Annotated in this window: 9 protein-coding genes; 5 read left to right on the top strand and 4 right to left on the bottom strand. The window is 41.1% G+C overall.

Annotated elements, in window-relative coordinates; all coding sequences use genetic code 11:
* Window positions 1-680: 680 nt before the first annotated feature.
* Window positions 681-2,807, bottom strand: a complete 2,127-nt coding sequence (locus B4G94_RS10595; RefSeq protein WP_286858774.1) for an ATP-binding response regulator — start codon at window positions 2,805-2,807, stop codon at window positions 681-683.
* 216 nt (window positions 2,808-3,023) lie between these two features.
* Between B4G94_RS10595 and B4G94_RS10600 the strand changes: the two genes are divergently transcribed.
* The 3 genes from B4G94_RS10600 to B4G94_RS10610 all read left to right on the top strand — a co-directional run bounded on the left by B4G94_RS10600 (window position 3,024) and on the right by B4G94_RS10610 (window position 10,470).
* Window positions 3,024-5,036: a beta-N-acetylhexosaminidase gene (locus B4G94_RS10600; protein ID WP_286858776.1), complete on the top strand. Its 2,013-nt coding sequence runs from the start codon at window positions 3,024-3,026 to the stop codon at window positions 5,034-5,036.
* A gap of 351 nt (window positions 5,037-5,387) precedes the next feature.
* On the top strand, window positions 5,388-8,687 hold the full coding sequence (locus tag B4G94_RS10605; protein WP_286858777.1) for a SusC/RagA family TonB-linked outer membrane protein: 3,300 nt from the start codon (window positions 5,388-5,390) through the stop codon (window positions 8,685-8,687).
* A gap of 13 nt (window positions 8,688-8,700) precedes the next feature.
* Window positions 8,701-10,470, top strand: a complete 1,770-nt coding sequence (locus tag B4G94_RS10610) for a RagB/SusD family nutrient uptake outer membrane protein (RefSeq protein WP_286858778.1) — start codon at window positions 8,701-8,703, stop codon at window positions 10,468-10,470.
* 97 nt (window positions 10,471-10,567) lie between these two features.
* On the opposite strand, the gene B4G94_RS10615 is transcribed toward B4G94_RS10610, so the two are convergent.
* Together B4G94_RS10615 and B4G94_RS10620 are read right to left on the bottom strand one after the other, a co-directional pair.
* A complete protein-coding gene (locus B4G94_RS10615; RefSeq protein WP_286858780.1) occupies window positions 10,568-10,846 on the bottom strand; it encodes a DUF4342 domain-containing protein in 279 nt (92 codons plus the stop codon).
* Between the two features lie 272 nt (window positions 10,847-11,118).
* Window positions 11,119-13,353 carry a glycoside hydrolase family 2 protein gene (locus tag B4G94_RS10620; RefSeq protein WP_286858782.1) on the bottom strand — a complete coding sequence of 745 codons (2,235 nt, stop codon included), beginning with the start codon at window positions 13,351-13,353 and terminating at the stop codon, window positions 11,119-11,121.
* A gap of 422 nt (window positions 13,354-13,775) precedes the next feature.
* On the opposite strand from B4G94_RS10620, the gene B4G94_RS10625 reads away from it, so the two are divergent.
* Together B4G94_RS10625 and B4G94_RS10630 are read left to right on the top strand one after the other, a co-directional pair.
* Window positions 13,776-15,380: a beta-N-acetylhexosaminidase gene (locus tag B4G94_RS10625; protein WP_286858783.1), complete on the top strand. Its 1,605-nt coding sequence runs from the start codon at window positions 13,776-13,778 to the stop codon at window positions 15,378-15,380.
* Window positions 15,381-15,465: 85 nt separating this feature from the next.
* Window positions 15,466-16,971, top strand: coding sequence for an alpha-L-fucosidase (locus tag B4G94_RS10630; RefSeq protein ID WP_286858785.1), 1,506 nt, complete (start codon window positions 15,466-15,468; stop codon window positions 16,969-16,971).
* A gap of 127 nt (window positions 16,972-17,098) precedes the next feature.
* On the opposite strand, the gene B4G94_RS10635 is transcribed toward B4G94_RS10630, so the two are convergent.
* The gene (locus B4G94_RS10635; protein ID WP_108636366.1) at window positions 17,099-17,743 is read right to left on the bottom strand and encodes an HAD family hydrolase; all 645 of its coding nucleotides are present in this window, start codon (window positions 17,741-17,743) and stop codon (window positions 17,099-17,101) included.
* Window positions 17,744-17,840 lie beyond the last annotated feature (97 nt).

Raw genomic sequence — 17,840 nt, forward strand, 5'->3', positions numbered from 1 at the left:
CTGGAAACAGTCAAGGGCTTCTCTCGTTTAGGTCATATCTCCTTTCCGGAAGATCTTTTATTTGCCCCCCGGTTCTTTTATCTCTCCCTTTGCCGATACTATGCTTCCGGCCGATGTTCTCTATGAAGAAGTGTCGGGCGTGGAAGTCCGGGGAAACCGGCCAGGAACAGGAGGCCTGGAAACCCGCTAGCTTAACATTGCTCCAAAGGACTGAGTTACGCTCAGGATCCATAACAGGTCTCGAATACATCTGGCTGTTAGGGATGCCCGTCCGATTGAAGATTACCCGACGTTAACACTGTATTGATGAAGGCTGTATCCATAAGTAGTGCAAGTGATATGGATGAAAAAACATTTTCTTCTATCTGATGTACAGGAAAAGGTGAGGAATCAAATGATTTGCACGCTATGGTTATTGCCGTTGATGATAGCCAATCAGAGAAGTGGCATAAAGCCGTAATAGGATGAAATTGGTATTTGCAAACATGTGCTCAGCTGCGTGAAATATAATGGTAGGAATTTTGAAAAAAATTCAGGCCCGACTGCGGGGATATGGTGTAGGGCGCAGGTTCTGCTGTCGCCCTTTAATAGCTGATTAAGCCATTACGGCTTGATTTCTCTAAAATAGGCGATGCTTCTGTAAATTATAAGGATCATTGCACTATACCCACTAATAGGATCTATGACATAGTTGCTAAAATTTGCACAAGGGTCGACAAATTAAAAGGTTTGACCATAACCCCATCGAAATGATGCTTCTGTCCTTCAGGTGCCTGTGTGATCACCTGTGACGCGTCTGATGTCAATGCAATGACTTTACTTTTTAATCCCTGAGTAGTATTGTTTTCTTTAACTGTATTTAGTATGTCCCAACCACTCGGACCTTTCATTCTAAGGTCAGTGATCACAATGTCACTTGCATGCTTTTGCAGATAGTCTATCGCATGTTGGGGATCCTGAAAAACCTGTACATTTTTGAAATTTTGCAAGGCTTGTTTAACAAATAAATTATTGATTGCATTGTCATCAATAACCACAAAACGTAAGTTTTCTGATAGATTGTCCTGTGAGGAAATTTGATTCGTGCTTTTCTTTTCATCAGTAATGGGAACGATCAACGTAAATGTTGATCCTTTTCCTTGCTTGCTTTTTACGCTTAGGGTGCCATTGAGCTGTTCAGTCATAAGCTTGGAAATATGTAATCCCAATCCAAAACTGTTTTTGGACTTCAGGTCGGACATATAATATTGCTCAAATATATGTTCTTGGTCCTTAGCGGAAATGCCTTTTCCGGTGTCTATAACTTGAATATGAAGGGTTTTCTCTGCTTCGGAGCTGATAAATGCTTTTATCTCTATTTGCCCCTTGTCGGTATACTTAATTGCATTACTCAGGAGATTGGATACAATTTGGCGCAATCGATATGCCCCGCTTTTGATTAAAATATCCCGGTCAATGTTAATATGACTGATGAGCTGAAGGCCTTTTTTATCGGCTTGGGCTTGCTGCATTTTTATCAGATTGGCAAGGAGGTTGGCCGGTGAAAAGTATTCTTCTTTAATTTCCAGCATACCTGCTTCTAATTTGCCAAGATTGAGGATATCTTCAACTGTATCATTGATAACTTGGATGTCCTGTGTAATGGAATCCAATAGTGCTGGATTAATGCGGTTATTAGATGTATTATTTTTTAATAAGTCAATAACGCTGATCAGTGAATTGACTGGCGTCCGTACATCATGACTCACATTGGCGAGTATACCTGTTTTTTCCTTGGCTGTACGTAGTGCATAATCTCTCGCAGCGGTGATTTTACGCTCATAAATGATGGTATTGTAATGATAGGACAGAATTAAGGTCACCATAATAATCATCAGGATAATTGATGCAATGACTTGCTTCCCGAAGATGGCTGAATTTTTCTTGTACAAGGTGAAATCCTGTATTTCGGCTGCCCGTAAAGACTCATCTTCATGTGTTTTTATTTTGAGCAAGGCAGTGCTGATGGTACTAAAAAGTGCATAATTCGATTGTAGAAGCTGTCTTTCCTTAACTTGAAGTTCGGAGAAAGACCGACGAATTTTGCTGAAATCTTGTTTATAAAAGGATTCATTCTGCTCAATCAAGTTTTGGATCTGGCTGTGGATGGCTTTGATCTGATTGACATTAAATTGCTGTTCGAGTCTGTCAGCAACTAAAGTGTCATTCTTTGCTTTGAAAATCCGGGTGAAGAGTTTTTCTTTTTTTCTGACAATTGTATCTTTTTTGCTGACATTTAAGGCAGTATCTCGTAGTATTTTACTAACCACAGAATCCGCATCTATCCGGTTGTTTGTCGGACGCAACGTACGGCTGGTTTTAGTCAAAAGAGACAGGGAATCTTTTGCCAGGAATATCATGTTATCAACAGATTTCTTTATACGGGCGAATTCGTCGGAGAGATGGATGTTCTGCTCCAATGGTGTATTGGTCGAAAAGGAAATCCCCTTTTTGGAAGAGAGGGTCGAGAGAGAGTCAATATAAAAACGGAGGCTATCGAGTTTTTTCGTATAGTTTGCTAAATTTTCAGGACTGAAATCCACTGTATAGGAGCGAAACGCATTACCGGCGTCATTATAAGACGCAAAAAGCTCATAAAATAAGCTGGTTAACTGATTTTTTGAACCGTAAGCTTTATTTAGACGGGCTTCTGTTTTTTGATATTCAATATATTGATAGGTGAATATTGAGCCAATATACACCAAAGAAAGAATCAGGAAAGCAATTAAAACTGTCCTAAAAATGAATATTTTTCTATTATTTTTCACGTCGTTATTCTTTCAACCAATAAATTAATTACAGCCTCTTTGCTTTGTATGGAACTCAAATTTAAGACTTAAAAATGAAAGCCGCTGTGTAAAACTGTCAATTAATCGCTACATTTCGAAAAACTTACACAATCGTTTGATTGAAGAGAGTGCACCCATAGTACAATTTTTATTTTCTATTTTACAGTTGAAAACCTAAGAACAAATTTTAATCTGATGAAAAAGATCATTATTTCAGCAATGCTGTCGTTGATTACCTGGCAGGCAAGCCATGCGCAATCTCATGTGAATATTATTCCAAAACCACAGGAAATAACTTATGGAGAAGGTGTGTTTCAATTAGATAAACAAACCACCTTAAGTTTTAAAAATTGCGGCGTTAATGATGTGGATCTATTTGTCAGACAATTGCGACAGGCAAGTCATTTTCCGATTACGCTAAAAAATCAGTCAAACAATACAATTGAGTTTGTTTTGGATAAAAAGTTGGACGTACCCAATGATGAGGGCTATCGCTTGCATGTGTCTGCCAAAAAAGTATTGGTGAGCGCAAAGACAGCAGATGGCCTTTTTAATGCTACACAATCCCTCCGACAGCTCTTTTCCCCAGCCATTGAGACGAGTAACGGTGCTGTTGATCAATCTATTTGGACCATCCCTGCCGTAGATATCAAAGATTATCCGCGATATCATTGGCGAGGTTATATGAAAGATGTAAGCCGTACATTTTATGATGTAAAAGCAATAAAGAAGTATCTGGATGTAATGGCTCTGTACAAAATGAATGTCTTTCACTGGCATCTCACAGACGATCAGGGCTGGCGTATTGAAATAAAGAAATATCCGAAGTTAACCGCGGAGAATGCGACTGTCTTCCATCGTACCGAAAAGCAGCCTGCGGAAAGGAGCGGTTTTTACACTCAGGAGGAAATAAAGGAAGTCGTGCAATATGCCAAGGCACGTAATATTACAATCGTTCCTGAAATTGATGTACCCGGGCACTCCTGGCCAACAATATTAGCCTATCCGGAATTGGGTGTGAACAAGAATTCTTATCCAAATCATATCTTTCCTTTTGTATCCTCCTGGGGCTATTGGGGCAATCAATTTACACCCAATACACTGGATCCGACAAAAGAGGCGACCTACCAATTTTTGGATGATGTGTTTACGGAGATTGCCGGCCTATTTCTGGGCAACTACATTCATTTCGGTGGAGATGAGGTCCGTCACGATCTTTGGGAAAAAGAACTTCATGTAAGGGATTTCATGAAACAGCACCAGATCGCGGATGTCAAAGCACTGCAAAGCTATTTTGTACAACGCGTATCGGCTATCATTGTTCAGAAAGGAAAGCAGCCTATTGGATGGAACGATATCTTAGCAGACGCCAAGAACCTTCCCAAAAATACAGCTATTATGAGCTGGCTTGGTGAGGAAGCGATAAAGGAGGCGACCAAAGATGGATTTAAGGCTGTGGCAACACCTGCCTCCCATTTGTATTTTGATATTACACAAGCAGACCGGAATGACGGTACAATGACCGACCTAGCCTATCCCCAGGTTAATTCCCTAAAAAGGGTATATGATTTTGACCCGTCAAACGGACTGACCCCGGCAGAAGGTCAATTGGTGCTGGGGGTACAGGGAAATATGTGGTCAGCCATCGCTCAGGACATCAAGGATATGAACGTACAGAATTTTCCGCGGTTACTTGCTGTTGCTGAAATCGGCTGGGCTTCCAAGTCAAAAAAAGATTATGCGGAATTTTGTCGTAGACTGGATGCAAATCTGCCGCGTTTAGATGCTATGCGGATTGACTATTACCATACCGGCGGTTATATTGCCGGTACTTGGTCAAGTCAGGATATTCAGGAGGAGTATACGACGATTAGCTTTGATGTGACCAAAAAGATCTATGATAACGGCAGGGCACAAGCTGGTTTTTTCTTTGTGGACGGTAAGAACTTTTTGGAGATTGATGGTGTCCAATTGCTACAGGATGGCCGTATTGTCGATGAGGATGACCATCATGCGCTTGCGGATAAGTTTAGAGGGACAAATAAAATTAAACCTTTTTATTACAATTTTACTGTTAAAAGCTATGATCCAAATGCAAAATACGAAATTAGAGCACGGATAAGGGGTGTTGGTGGTGTAGATTCGAAAGGAAATTTCACGTTTAATCTGTCGCCGGGTATACCTTTCAACAAAATTGAGAAAAAATAATACGATCTATTTCTCCATTGGATAAAAAGCAGCGGCCTTGGTCGCTGCTTTTTTATTGCTGGTCGCACGAGCTCTTCTGTTGTATGGAAAGATAATCTTTTTTTTGAATTTGAGTCTAAACATTGGGTTTTTAGGTGGTGGATAGTGATTTATTTTAATAATTTCTGTGTGAAACATAAAAAATAGCTTTGTTTCTAACTTGTTTTGTTGAATTTTATTTTTGTTTTTAAAATCTTTTGTTTAATTTCCTGTAATAACGTATGATCTTTTGTTATTTTTTCACAAAAGACTTGACACCAATAAACCTTTAGTAATTGTTTGTAAACTATTATCTAAACCTCCATCTTAATTATGAAAAAGAATTATCTTTTTTGCCGAAATGTCAGACCATTAAGTCTCCTAGGGCTTGGTCTTTTGTGCTCGTCCCCCACTTTGTTTGCGAGCAACCTGAAATCGAACTATTTTCATGTCGATCAACAGCAAATTTCAGGGAATGTAAAAAATGAGAAAGGCGATCCACTCGCAGGTGCTACCATCACCGTAAAGGGCAGTACGGTACAAGCTTCGACGGATGTTAACGGTAACTTTTCTATTCGCGCCAAACAGGGCGATTTTTTGGTCATCAACTATCAGGGTTACACACGACAGGAAGTCGCGGTAGGTAGTGGAGCTATTGCCGTAACGATGGTGAGCAACGCAGAGTCATTGGAAGAAGTGGTTATCGTAGGCTATGGTAAGCAAAAAAAAGGGAATTTAACCGGGGCTGTGGCCGCTGTAAATTCTGAACAACTGAAAAATATTTCCCCATCCAATCTGTCCAATACATTAGCGGGAAGGGCTGCCGGTGTGAATGTGACCAATACCTCAGGAATGGCTGGAGCTTCCTCTTCGCTGCGTATCCGTGGAGCCGCTGTCGAACCCTTGTATGTTATTGATGGTGTGGTACGTGATAAAGCTGCCTTTGATGCCTTGGAAGCCAATGAAGTAGATCAGATGAGTTTCTTGAAAGATGCCGGAACTGCCGCCGTCTATGGTACGAGAGCAGGTAATGGTGTTGTATTGGTGACAACCAAAAAAGGGACAGCCCAAGCACCGGTGTTCAATGTGCAGAGTAATTATTCCTTTAGTTCACCCACGCAGACCTTATTGGCCAACCTGACCACCGCCACAGATGAATTAACTTACCAGAATCGGGTTTCCCAATTCCGCTGGGAACAAGGGAAAAAAACAGAACCTTGGGTCGCACCCAATGGGCAACGTGAATTTGATTATTTTAAAGATAAGAATTACAATGCCAACGATGTGATCTGGCGAAACCCTTTTAGCCACCGACAATCTATTGCGGTGAACGGTGGGGGGGACAAGATTACCTACTATGCCTTATTGAGCTATCGGAAAGAAAACGGATCTTATAAATCGCTGGATCACGAAAAATTTAATCTCCGCAGCAATATTTCGGCGAAGATCAGTGACGCATTTAGTATGGATTTTAATATCTCGGCCAATCAGACGAATTCCAATAGGTTCTTCTGGCCATTTAGTACATCCGCCAGTGATGATGATTTCGATGTTTCGGATTTTTACCGCGTTACTTTCAACTGGCCAAAGATGTATCCCTTTTATCTGACCGCGGATGGGACGCCGAGCAATACTCCAACGGCTTATCCGGTGCAGACACCGATGGGAAGCTGGCAGGCCTGGAATGTGATTGACCAGGTGATTGGCGACCGGTATATCGATCGTAAGGTGCGTCAGGTAAATCCGATTATGACACTAAATTTGAAATTGGATAAACTGTTGGAAGGACTTTCAACAAAATTGGTAGGAAGTTATGTGGCAGAGGATTATATGCGCAAGCGCTATATGAGTTTCCAAAAGAACTATACATTCACCTCCCTGAATCCGAATGGAAACCGTTTTATACCTGCACCGCCCTCAGAAGATAGGACCAACGTATTTACTTTCAGTCAGGCACAACCTTTTATGGACTACAATCCACAGCGAAAATGGCAATACCAGGTGGATTGGTTTTTAAACTATAACCGCAAGTTTGGTAAACATACGGTGGATGGCTTGGTCGTTTATGAGCAGTTTAAATCAGGGAATACCAACATTACATCGCGTGCCGAAAATCCAATTATTCCGTTGGATCAGATGTATATCTATCCAACCGACAGGAGCATGCGATCGACAGACGCTTTTGAATTGATGGATGCAAGACGCGGAGTAATCGGTCGGGCGAACTATAACTATGCGGATAAGTATATTGCGGAATTCTCTTTTCGTTATGATGGCTCACCTTTGTTTCCAAATGATAAACGCTGGGGATTTTTTCCGTCCATGTCTCTGGGCTGGCGCATCTCGGACGAAAATTTCTTTTCGTCCATCAAAAATACAGTCAGCGACCTAAAATTGAGAGCATCGTATGGAAGTTCGGGCAACTTTGTGGATGTGGAAGGTTATTCGATATTGCCTTATTCCTACATGGAAAAATATAGTTCGATCATCACTTCACGCACAGGAACCCGAACTCCGGTACCAGGATATATTTTTGGTGATAGTTATTATACCGGAATAACCTACCTGGATAATCCGACAACCAATCTGACCTGGACAAAATCAAAGAGCTATAACGTAGGGATCGACTTTGGTTTTGTTCAGAATAAACTAACGGGTAGCTTGGATGGATTTATCCGGAAGGAAACCGATATCCTTGGAACGAGAGGGATAAAGGTGCCGGATAATTATGGACGTGCGCTGGCACCGGAAAACTATGCTGCCCGAAGCTTTCGGGGAGGAGAGATTTCATTCAATTGGAGCGACCGGATCGGGGAAGTTTCTTATGGTCTAAATGCGAATATGGGATATGCGAAAGACCGTTGGGATATTTTTGATGAAGAACCGTCTTATGCAGTAGGTGGAAAGCAAAATTTCTTATCGAAAGTGGGACGTCCTGAAAATCGCATTGTTGGTTTAGAAGCTTCGGGATTGGTTCGTACGCAAGCCGAAGCGGATGCCCTAAAAGGAAAAGGCTTTAAAACCTATGGACGTGATCCTTATCCTGGGATGATTCTGTATAAAGATATCCGTGGACAGAACTATGCGGACCAGCCTGATGGCATTATTGATGACAATGATATGCAGCTGCTTTCGGAGAACAATACGCCCCGCATTAACTATGGATTTGGATTTAATGCCAGCTGGAATGGTTTCTATGTCTCGGCCTTATTTCAGGGGGTTTTGGCCTATGATCGTGTAATCAGTAATCAGGAAGGGGCAGGCATGCGCCAACATGGGGATACCTTTAGGCCTTATTACCCGATCTGGACTTCAGATGTCTGGACACCTGAAAACACGGATGCCAAATACCCGCGTCCTGTGGGTTATAACTGGCAGGAATCTGGGGCGGCTTCTTCAACATTCTGGATCCGCAATGGAGCTTATATGCGATTGCGGGATTTAAATATTTCGTATACGCTGCCACAGGCTATGATGGAAAAAATCAAAATGAAAAGTGTCAACGTATTCTTAAATGGTACCAATCTATTTGTTTTCTCACCAATGAAGGAATTTCATGATCCAGAACAGAAAATGTACGATTCTTATCCCGTGATGAAAACATTCACCTTGGGCCTAGATGTTAAATTTTAATTGATTTTTAAAGATGAAAAAGATATTTTATCCCTTAGTTGCTCTGTTGTTGACAACGGCTTCTTGTAAAAATGTGCTGGATATTGAGGATCTCAATTCGGTGAACGAAGATAAGGTGTGGAATGACCCCAATCTCGTCAATGCCTATCTGGCTAATTTATATACCTTATTCGGCAACTGGAACAGCGGCGCTGATAATAACTCACAACAGCTGGCCGGAATTAACTTCCCCCTGAATGCTGTTACCGTTAATAATAGCGCTTATAAAGCATGGGATTATACAACCATGCGCAAGATCAACACCGCTATCCAGAAAGTGTCCGAAAGTACCGGATTAAATGAAGCTACCAAGAAATCCATTTTAGGTCAGGCACTTTTCATGCGTGCTTACATGTATTTCAATATGGTCAAGTATCATGGAGGAGTACCTTACATCACAAAACCACAGGATCTAGAAAACGATGAACTGAAGGTTCCGCGCAACAGTACCAAAGAATGCTTTGATTTAATGATAAAAGATCTGGATGAAGCGATAACCTATCTGCCCATGACAATCGGAAAGGGAGCTGCAGATTATGGACGTATTGATGGTAATTTCGCCCTAGCTTTTAAAGCGAAAATATTGTTGTACAAGGCTTCGCCCCAATTTAATCCTTCAAACCCCTATGGCAATGCATATTGGACGGAAGCGAACACCGTAAATAAAAAAGCTTATGAGCAGTTGAAGGCACAAGGTTATGGTCTGACCGCTGACTACTACAATATTGCATTGGTGGAAAAGGGACCTGAGGTGATCTTTGCGGTGATCAACTCCTATCCCAACAAAGTTGCTAACTGGGATAATGGGGTGCGACCTGGCTCCGAAAGCCGTGGAACTGCCAGTGCTGTACCAACCTGGGATTTTGTAAAAGAATTTCCGATGAAAGATGGTAAACTCTATACCGATCCAACCAGTAAATATCATAAAACAGATGAGCAGTTCTTGCAAAGCTATTGGGAGAATCGTGACCCTCGTTTTGACAAATCTATTGTTTGGAATGGAAAAATTTATGAGGTTTCTGGTAAAACCGGTAAAAGACAATATACGTCATTAGGGATTGCGGATGCGCTGGACAATTTTGGTGAAAATCCAAAAGCCGGCACAACTTCTTCGAATAGGGATCGCTATACAGGTTTTTTTATTCTAAAAAACTCAAAACTCTCTTTACGGCAAACGCAGGTAGAAACCCAGTATGATGTGGATTTTGTGCTGATGCGCTACGCAGAGGTGCTATTGAATTATGCTGAAACAGCAAATGAGACGGGTGATCTCGCTACAGCAATGTCGCTTTTAAAGCAGATCCGAATGCGTGCTGGCATCGAACCCGGAACAGATAATAATTATGGTATTACTGCCGGTAATAAGGCAGACATGCGGGAGGCTATACTAGCAGAACGGAATATCGAATTCTGCTTTGAAGGCCATCGTTTTTGGGATTTACGCAGATTGCGCAAACTTGCGGTACTGAACAATAAAACCAAACAGGGTGTGGAAGCAATCGCAATAAATACAAATGGAACGGATATGGATCTTAAAGCGGCGGCAGATCTGGCCAAAACTTATCAACTGAAAGAAAATCAGTTTAAGTACAATGTATTGCAGGTGCCTAGTACCGGAAATAAAGTCAATCTGGTGCCCGATACCTACTATTTCTTTCCGATCGCACAATCGGTGATCGACAAGAATCCGAATATCAAGCAAAATAAAGATTGGGGTGGAGAATTTAATCCAACGTTGGAATAATGTATTTTCAGGTCTTTATGTAAGATATACCTAAAGGTAGGACGGGATGCTTAGCAATAAGCATCCCGTCCGCGTTAAAAGTTATGTCAAGTACAGCTTATTTTAATTCAATCATTTTTTGTTTTTCATTCTCCTGTTTGTCTTCTTGTAAGATGGCTAGTTGAAGGCTGCAAACCAAAGTGAGGATAATAAGAACCACAAAAGCTACGGGTAAGAAAATTCCAATGATCACTGCCAGCAGTAAGGATATGTTTAGGTATTCCTGTCCATTTTTGGAAGAAACCTTTAAACGTGAGTTTTTAAATGAGTCAAAAAGATCTTGAAAAGCTTTTGTGATCGTTTTGCTGTTGATGCTGAATGTTGTCTTAGTTGCCATGATGTTTATTTTTTAATGTTTTTATTTCTTATTTGATACCTCAAAGGTAGTGGAGATTTGCTGTAGGAGGGAGGGCCATTAGGCTAATCAGGAGAGAATCTCGGTAAACAGTTGTCTTATGTCGGTCAGTGGTCGTTGGGTTTTTCTGTACTGAGAAGCCGGACAAACGTGGATTCAAAATGATGATATGATAAATCTAAAATTATTTTACATAAAAAAGCACCACTCGTCCCTTAACGAGTGGTGCTTTTTCAGTTTATTTAATCTCCGTATCAGAGGCCTACGTGCTCGGTTTTTGATTTGGTTGGTCCCGATGCATCTTGTTTGTACGATGGGTCATAATTCCAATGAATGCTATCTGTCAATACCTTTCCGTCTTTTTGCGTTAGCTGAGCTTGTATCGTGTTCGCTCCCTTCCTAAGTTTGACATTGTCAAAGATGTAATGCACATCTGTTTGCCCTTTTGTAACACCTTTTTTGATAGTTCCGTTAACCAATAATGTTGGTTCGCCTCTATTGGAATAGACGGTAACCGAGGTAATTTCATTGCCACGATTGATCATACGGCGTTGGGTGACATACAATACCGGTTCTTTGCTCCAGTTGGCTTTGTACCAATAAAAGCCATCTTTCTTCAGTTTTCTGTCAAAGGAAACCAAGCCTTTGTAATTTCTGGGATTGACGTTCAATGCTGTAATTGGTGTAGCAAAATCAAAGGTATTCCAAACGTACGATCCAAGGAAAATAGGATTTTTGGAGATGACACCCCAATGGACTTCATGGAATTTTGTTGCATATTCCTCCGGAAAGAATGATGGATTGCTCCATTGATTTCCGAAATTGCCTACTTCTTCCGCCTGATCATCAGGAACTGCTTCGGCACCGTATTCAGAAAAGATGATTTTATAGTCTTTGAACTCTTTACTTATACGTTGCGCCCATGCGGCTACATCGTCATCTTTATCGGATTTGTCCTCCAGTTCACCATTATACCAGCCGAAATAATGGTTAATTCCTTGTACATCTGCATTGTTGTTAACCGGATGGTCAATTACATTGTATCCGCTTACGGACACAGTGTAACGATCTGGGTCTTCGGATTTAGCGAGATCATTTAGTTTGGTCGTGAGTTCTACCGTGTAGGCGGATGGCGAGTAAACTTCGTTGTGCATCCCCCAGATATAGATGGAAGGGTGATTGAAATTTTGTCGAATTAATTCTTTCAACTGTTGTTGGGCGTTGTTGTCTTCGTATGTTGTCACGCGATTCACAAATGGGATCTCTGCCCAGATAACAAGCCCGATACTATCGCATTTGGAATAGAAATATGCTGACTGTTGATAGTGTGCCAGACGGATGGAAGTGGCGCCCATCTCTTTGATGATCGCTAGATCTTCGTCGTGGTCGGCGTTGCTCAGGGCTGAGCCCTTGCCCCAACGATCCTGATGTCGACATACCCCATATAAGGGATACTTGATATCATTTAAAAAGAAACCTTGGCCAGTACGTAATTCAAATTTGCGGATGCCTAAGGGTGTCGTTACCTCGTCAATGACCTGACCATCTTTTTTGATCTGTGTCACAGCCTTGTAGAGGTAGGGATCGTCCAGTCCTTGCCATAAATGTGGGTTTTTGATCACAATTTGTTGTGATAAGACCTGACGGCCCTGTGGCGGCAATGTATACGCAGTTTGTTGTTTTGCTTTTATGGTTCCATCTTTTTCAAAAATGGTTGTTAGCAATTCGATCGGTTGTATTTTTCCGGATTTGTTGTCAATTTTTATTTTTAGCGCGATGTCAGCTGCTTTCTTCGACACATTTTGCTGCGTGATATAGATACCTCGGGAGGCAAAGTCATTCACAGCAACATGAATGTCATCGGTGACTATAAGTTCGACAGGACGATAAATGCCGCCGTACATCGGGAATAGGGTGTGGTTTACGGGAATAACCTGTGGACTGGCTTCATTATTGACCTTGACCAACAGCTCGTTTTCCACCCCCAATTGAAGCATATTGGTTAATTCGAAGACAAAAGCGGAATAGCCGCCCTGATGTCTGCCGACAAAACTGTAGTTGCCATTTCGTTGCGAGTTATCGTAAGTAACATCATTTTTTCCTGTTTTGGCAGAAAGGGGTTTATTATTTAAGTAAACTTCGGTATTGGTGTTCACTCCTTCAAATCGGATAAAAACACGTTTACCTTTCCAATCTATACCGGGGACAAATGTTTTGCGGTAATAGGCATCTCCGGTATAAAAACGTTCGTTTTTTCCAAGGCTGCCCGGTTTGATCTCTGCTGTCTGCATGTCTGACGCATTCCAGGTATGTGGTAGGGTAACCAATTGCCACCTCCCGTCAAATGTCTGGTTATAATCTAATGCTGAGGTAGAAAATGGACCTTTTTTAAACGACCAGTTTGCGTTGAACGGAACGACTATTCTAGCTTGTAGATTCAGAATAGTTATCCCAATAAAGAAAAGCGTATAAAAAATCCTTTTAATCATATGGTTTTTAACTTAGGGTATTTGTTTCGTTTTCAAATATAACCAACAAAAAGACAATGCCTAATTCGCTTCTTTTTTGAAAAACGATGAAATGAAAATATATTTATTTTATGTAATTTATATTTCACTTTACATATTGTTTATTTCTTTATTGTCCTGTTTGTAGGATGTACACTATAACGTTTTCGAGAGTTGCGCAAACGATTGACTGGATTTGACCTTGGACAATAACTTAATAATTTATTTACAATTGTATTGTATAGTGTGATACTGGGACCAATTAAAACTGTGAATATTTGATGGAGTTTAAATAGGTACGTGAAGCGGATGTCAATAAAGGGTGATTTTTTGAAATTAATAGCCCAATGCTAATATTTAAAGTAATTTTAACAGTCTAAACTGAGTGAAATCTTAATTATCAGATGAAATATAAATTAATACCTGTACTTTGTGCTATATGCTTGCTTGTTCAGGAGGCAATTGCCCAAATTGCCATTATTCCGCATCCTCTGAAATATGAGTTAGGAAAGGAAAAGTTAATACTGAGAGATCAAATTGGGGTAGTTGGGGATGTTGTATTTGAATCTTCTCTGGGTTATCTCAGAAAATTAATGCTGAGCCGTTTTGGGATTTCAACCTACACTTCTCCTGAGAGGGACGCTAAAATTATTGTGAAGCATGATAGCAAATTGGAAAACGAAACGTATCGCGTTAGGATCAATCAGACACATATTGAGGTTAGCGCATCTGGCCATCCGGGCTTTGTCAATGCGTTGTCTAGTTTAGATCAACTGCTTGCTATTGCCGAAAGAAAAAATGGAACGTTTATTTTGCCTACTGTTGAAATCGAAGACAAACCTCAATTTGCCTGGAGGGGGTTTATGCTGGATGAATCACGTCATTTTTTCGGTAAAGAGAAGGTTAAATCTTTATTGGATTGGATGGCTTTTTACAAGTTGAATAAATTCCATTGGCATTTGACAGATGAACCGGCATGGCGGCTCAGTATACAAAAATATCCCTGGTTAACCCAAGTTGGGGGAATAGGCAACTATCTTGATCCTTACGCTCCGGTACAGTATTATAGTCAGGCTGATATCAGTGAGATCATTGGTTACGCTGCTGAACGAAATATTGAGGTCATTCCTGAAATTGATATGCCGGGGCACGCTACAGCCGCAAACCGGGCTTATCCTTTTCTCACTGGTGGAGGCAACGAAAAGCACCCTGATTTCACTTTCCACCCTGCCAAGAATACAACATATACATTTTTGACAGGTGTTTTGCGTGAAGTGAAATCGCTGTTTCCTTCTGTCTATATTCATTTGGGAGGAGATGAGGTCGCCTTTGGCAGCGATGCCTGGGATAATGACGCCAAAGTTGAGGAATTGAAAAAGACAATAGCTCTAAAGTCCAACAAAGAAGTTGAAGAGTATTTTATTCGTCGTATGGCTGATTCTGTGGCTAGGATAAACGGAAAGATTATTGTTTGGGACGAAATGGTGGATGCAAAGCTGGCTAAGGATCAGACGGTCATGATGTGGTGGCGTCATGATAAACCGGAGCAGCTGAACAAAATTTTGGATAAAGGCTATCAGACTATATTAACTCCTAGACTGCCAATGTATTTTGATTTTGTACAACAAGAGAATCATAAGCACGGTCGTAAATGGGGCAAAGGCTTTAATTCTTTGCAGGATGTGTACAATTTTGCCGGAAGCCAACTGGATAGTTTGGGTAAACGGAAAAAACAGGTCTTGGGTATTCAGGCTAATCTTTGGACAGAGACAGTGACCAATGTCAATCGCCTGGATTATCTTGTGTTTCCGAGAATAGCGGCACTTGCGGAGGCGGCGTGGGTACCCGGACCCAGCCGTAATTTTGATGAATTTACACGAAAATTAGAAAAGCACTTGTCCTTGTACCGCGATCAGGGACTGTATTACTTTGATCCCTTTAAGGACAGTAACCCAGAGCCTGCGGTAATTAAGAAATCACAAAAGCAATATATAGATAATCCAAAGTGATCGTCGGATGGGCAACATAATTCCAGTTAATAAACACCGATTCAATCTTTCGTTGGGAGGAGTCGATTTTTAAAGAAATGATAAGATGAAATATAATAAATTAATCACAGCATTGATTCTCGGCAACATATTGCTAGGGATAAAAACTACTTCGGCACAGTGGACTGGTCCTCGTAAGAAAGTAGAAAACAAAGTAGACGTAAAATACGGACCTTTAACGCCCGCACATCGGACAGATGAGGCCATGGAACGGTTCCGAAACTATGGATTAGGACAATTTATCCATTGGGGCTTGTATGCGATTCCAGGTAATGAATGGGAAGGAGTAAGCGCACGGAAGGGAGCGGCGGCATCCGAATGGATACGCACCTGGAGTGGGCCAACGGCACCGAAAGATTGGAAAAATACTTATGATAACCTCTATAAACAGTTTAATCCTACAGGTTTTGACGCAAAAAACTGGGCTAAGCAGGCAAAAGAAATGGGTGCGAAGTATCTTATTTTTACAACAAAACATCATGATGGATTTGCGCTATGGCCATCTAAGTATACAGATTATACTATCAAGAAAAGCCCTTATAAGAAAGATATCGTCAGGCAGGTCGTAGATGCTTATACAGCAGAAGGAATAGATGTATTTTTGTATTTTTCAATTCTAGAATGGAATAATTCAAACTATATGGGGAAAGCTCCCGTTACTCCTGAAGAAAAGGCTAAATTCAATAAATTCTTAGAATATACGCGTAATCAGTTGTTGGAACTTCTACAAAACTACCCACAGATAAAAGGTTTTTGGTTTGATGGTACCTGGGATCAATCTTGGATCCAAGCCTATGATTTTACGTATAAATTAGAGCAGGAGCTACGTAAAAAACACCCGGGATTGATAATCGGAAGCAGATTTAGAAATGACGAATTTGGAAAACGGCATTTCGACTCCAACGGTGAAATGTTAGGTGATTATGAACAAGGTTGGGAACGAAAAATGCCGAAGGAATTTGAATGGCTGGAGGGACGTGACTGGGACTGTGTCATGACGATTCCTCCGAATGGTTGGGGGTATATGAAAGACTGGTCGGGAATTTATACGAAGACCTCAGAAGATCTGATCGATATGTTGATGAATTGTGTTTCCATGAATGGTGATTTTGTGTTGAACTTTGGCCCTGACGGAAATGGACGGATGCATCCCGGAGAGGATAAATTGGCAAAAGAGATCGGCGATTGGATCAAGATAAACGGAGAAGCCGTGTATGGTGCCAGACATGCGGGGCTTGCGCCATCCAAGTTGGGGTATTTCACGAAAAAGGCCGACAACCTCTACCTTACTGTGTTTAACCGCCCTGTCAACAATATTGTACGTATAGCTGTTCCCAAGAACGCTGCGGAGGTTCCGGTGGAAGCTGTATTGTTGCAAGATGGTCAATCTTTGGATCTTAAACGTTCCGACATTGGGTTGGATCTTGACAAGAATACCTACTATGATGTTGTTCTTCCGGGGACATTTCGTGCAGATAAAGCTTTCGTTGTAAAAATGAAACTAGGTAAACCAAAATCGCAAAGTGATAAATTAATGGATGCAAAGATGTAATTTCCTGCATTAGGTTGGAAATTTTACAATTTCATTTTAAATGCGTATGAGCCCTAATCCAGACCATTTGGAGTGATCTAAAAAAGCGGGATTTAAATCAGTGTTGATTTAGATTCCGCTTTTTCTTTTATACAATTGCCGACAGTTCCTGTGGATGGTGGATAATATGCTGTGCGCCGTGCTGTCTCAATTCGTTCTCCTCGCGAAAGCCCCAAGTCACACCAATTGCAGTCACAGCAGCGTTATTGGCGGTGTCCATATCAACGGAAGAATCACCAACATAGTAACAGTTCTCTTTTGCTATGCTTAATGTTCGTAGGGTTTCCAGGACAATGTCTGGATCAGGTTTGGCCGGATGTCCCGTGCGGTGACCAAGGACCAGATCAAAAGCGATCGTGGGAAAATAGTGTTCAATTAAAGGAATAACCGCCTCATGATACTTATTGGATGCTACTGAGATCAAATAACCCGACGATTTCAATTCTTCTAGCAGCGGCATGATTCCGGTATATGGTTTTGTGTGCGATACAGGCTTTTGCTCGTAATATGCTTTAAATGCAGTTAGCAAAGTAGTAATTATGTTTTCTGATCGTGCATCTTCAGGTAATGCGCGTTCAATCAATTTTTGTACACCATTGCCCACAAATTTCTTGTAAGCAGAAAGCGGATGTGTAGGATAACCATATCGTTGAAGAATGGCATTACAGCTGTCCCCAAGATCTTGCAAAGTATCCAGCAATGTGCCGTCCAGATCAAATATTATTAGCTTCATGGGCTAAATCTAATAAAAAACCGCGATGGATTTATAGTGATATTCATCTATAAAATGGTGTTTTTTTAGGAATGTCAAATTTTTTGGAGAACAGTGG

The organism is Sphingobacterium sp. UBA7625 (assembly GCF_002484085.1).
In the GTDB taxonomy this organism is placed as follows: Bacteria; Bacteroidota; Bacteroidia; order Sphingobacteriales; family Sphingobacteriaceae; genus Sphingobacterium; species Sphingobacterium athyrii.

Bases quoted from the DNA above. Each gene is read 5' to 3' on its own strand.
- B4G94_RS10610 (WP_286858778.1), top strand. From the start codon at position 8,701: ATGAAAAAGATATTTTATCCCTTAGTTGCTCTGTTGTTGACAACGGCT.
- B4G94_RS10630 (WP_286858785.1), top strand. From the start codon at position 15,466: ATGAAATATAATAAATTAATCACAGCATTGATTCTCGGCAACATATTG.
- B4G94_RS10600 (WP_286858776.1), top strand. From the start codon at position 3,024: ATGAAAAAGATCATTATTTCAGCAATGCTGTCGTTGATTACCTGGCAG.
- B4G94_RS10605 (WP_286858777.1), top strand. From the start codon at position 5,388: ATGAAAAAGAATTATCTTTTTTGCCGAAATGTCAGACCATTAAGTCTC.
- B4G94_RS10635 (WP_108636366.1), bottom strand. From the start codon at position 17,743: ATGAAGCTAATAATATTTGATCTGGACGGCACATTGCTGGATACTTTG.
- B4G94_RS10615 (WP_286858780.1), bottom strand. From the start codon at position 10,846: ATGGCAACTAAGACAACATTCAGCATCAACAGCAAAACGATCACAAAA.
- B4G94_RS10625 (WP_286858783.1), top strand. From the start codon at position 13,776: ATGAAATATAAATTAATACCTGTACTTTGTGCTATATGCTTGCTTGTT.
- B4G94_RS10620 (WP_286858782.1), bottom strand. From the start codon at position 13,353: ATGATTAAAAGGATTTTTTATACGCTTTTCTTTATTGGGATAACTATT.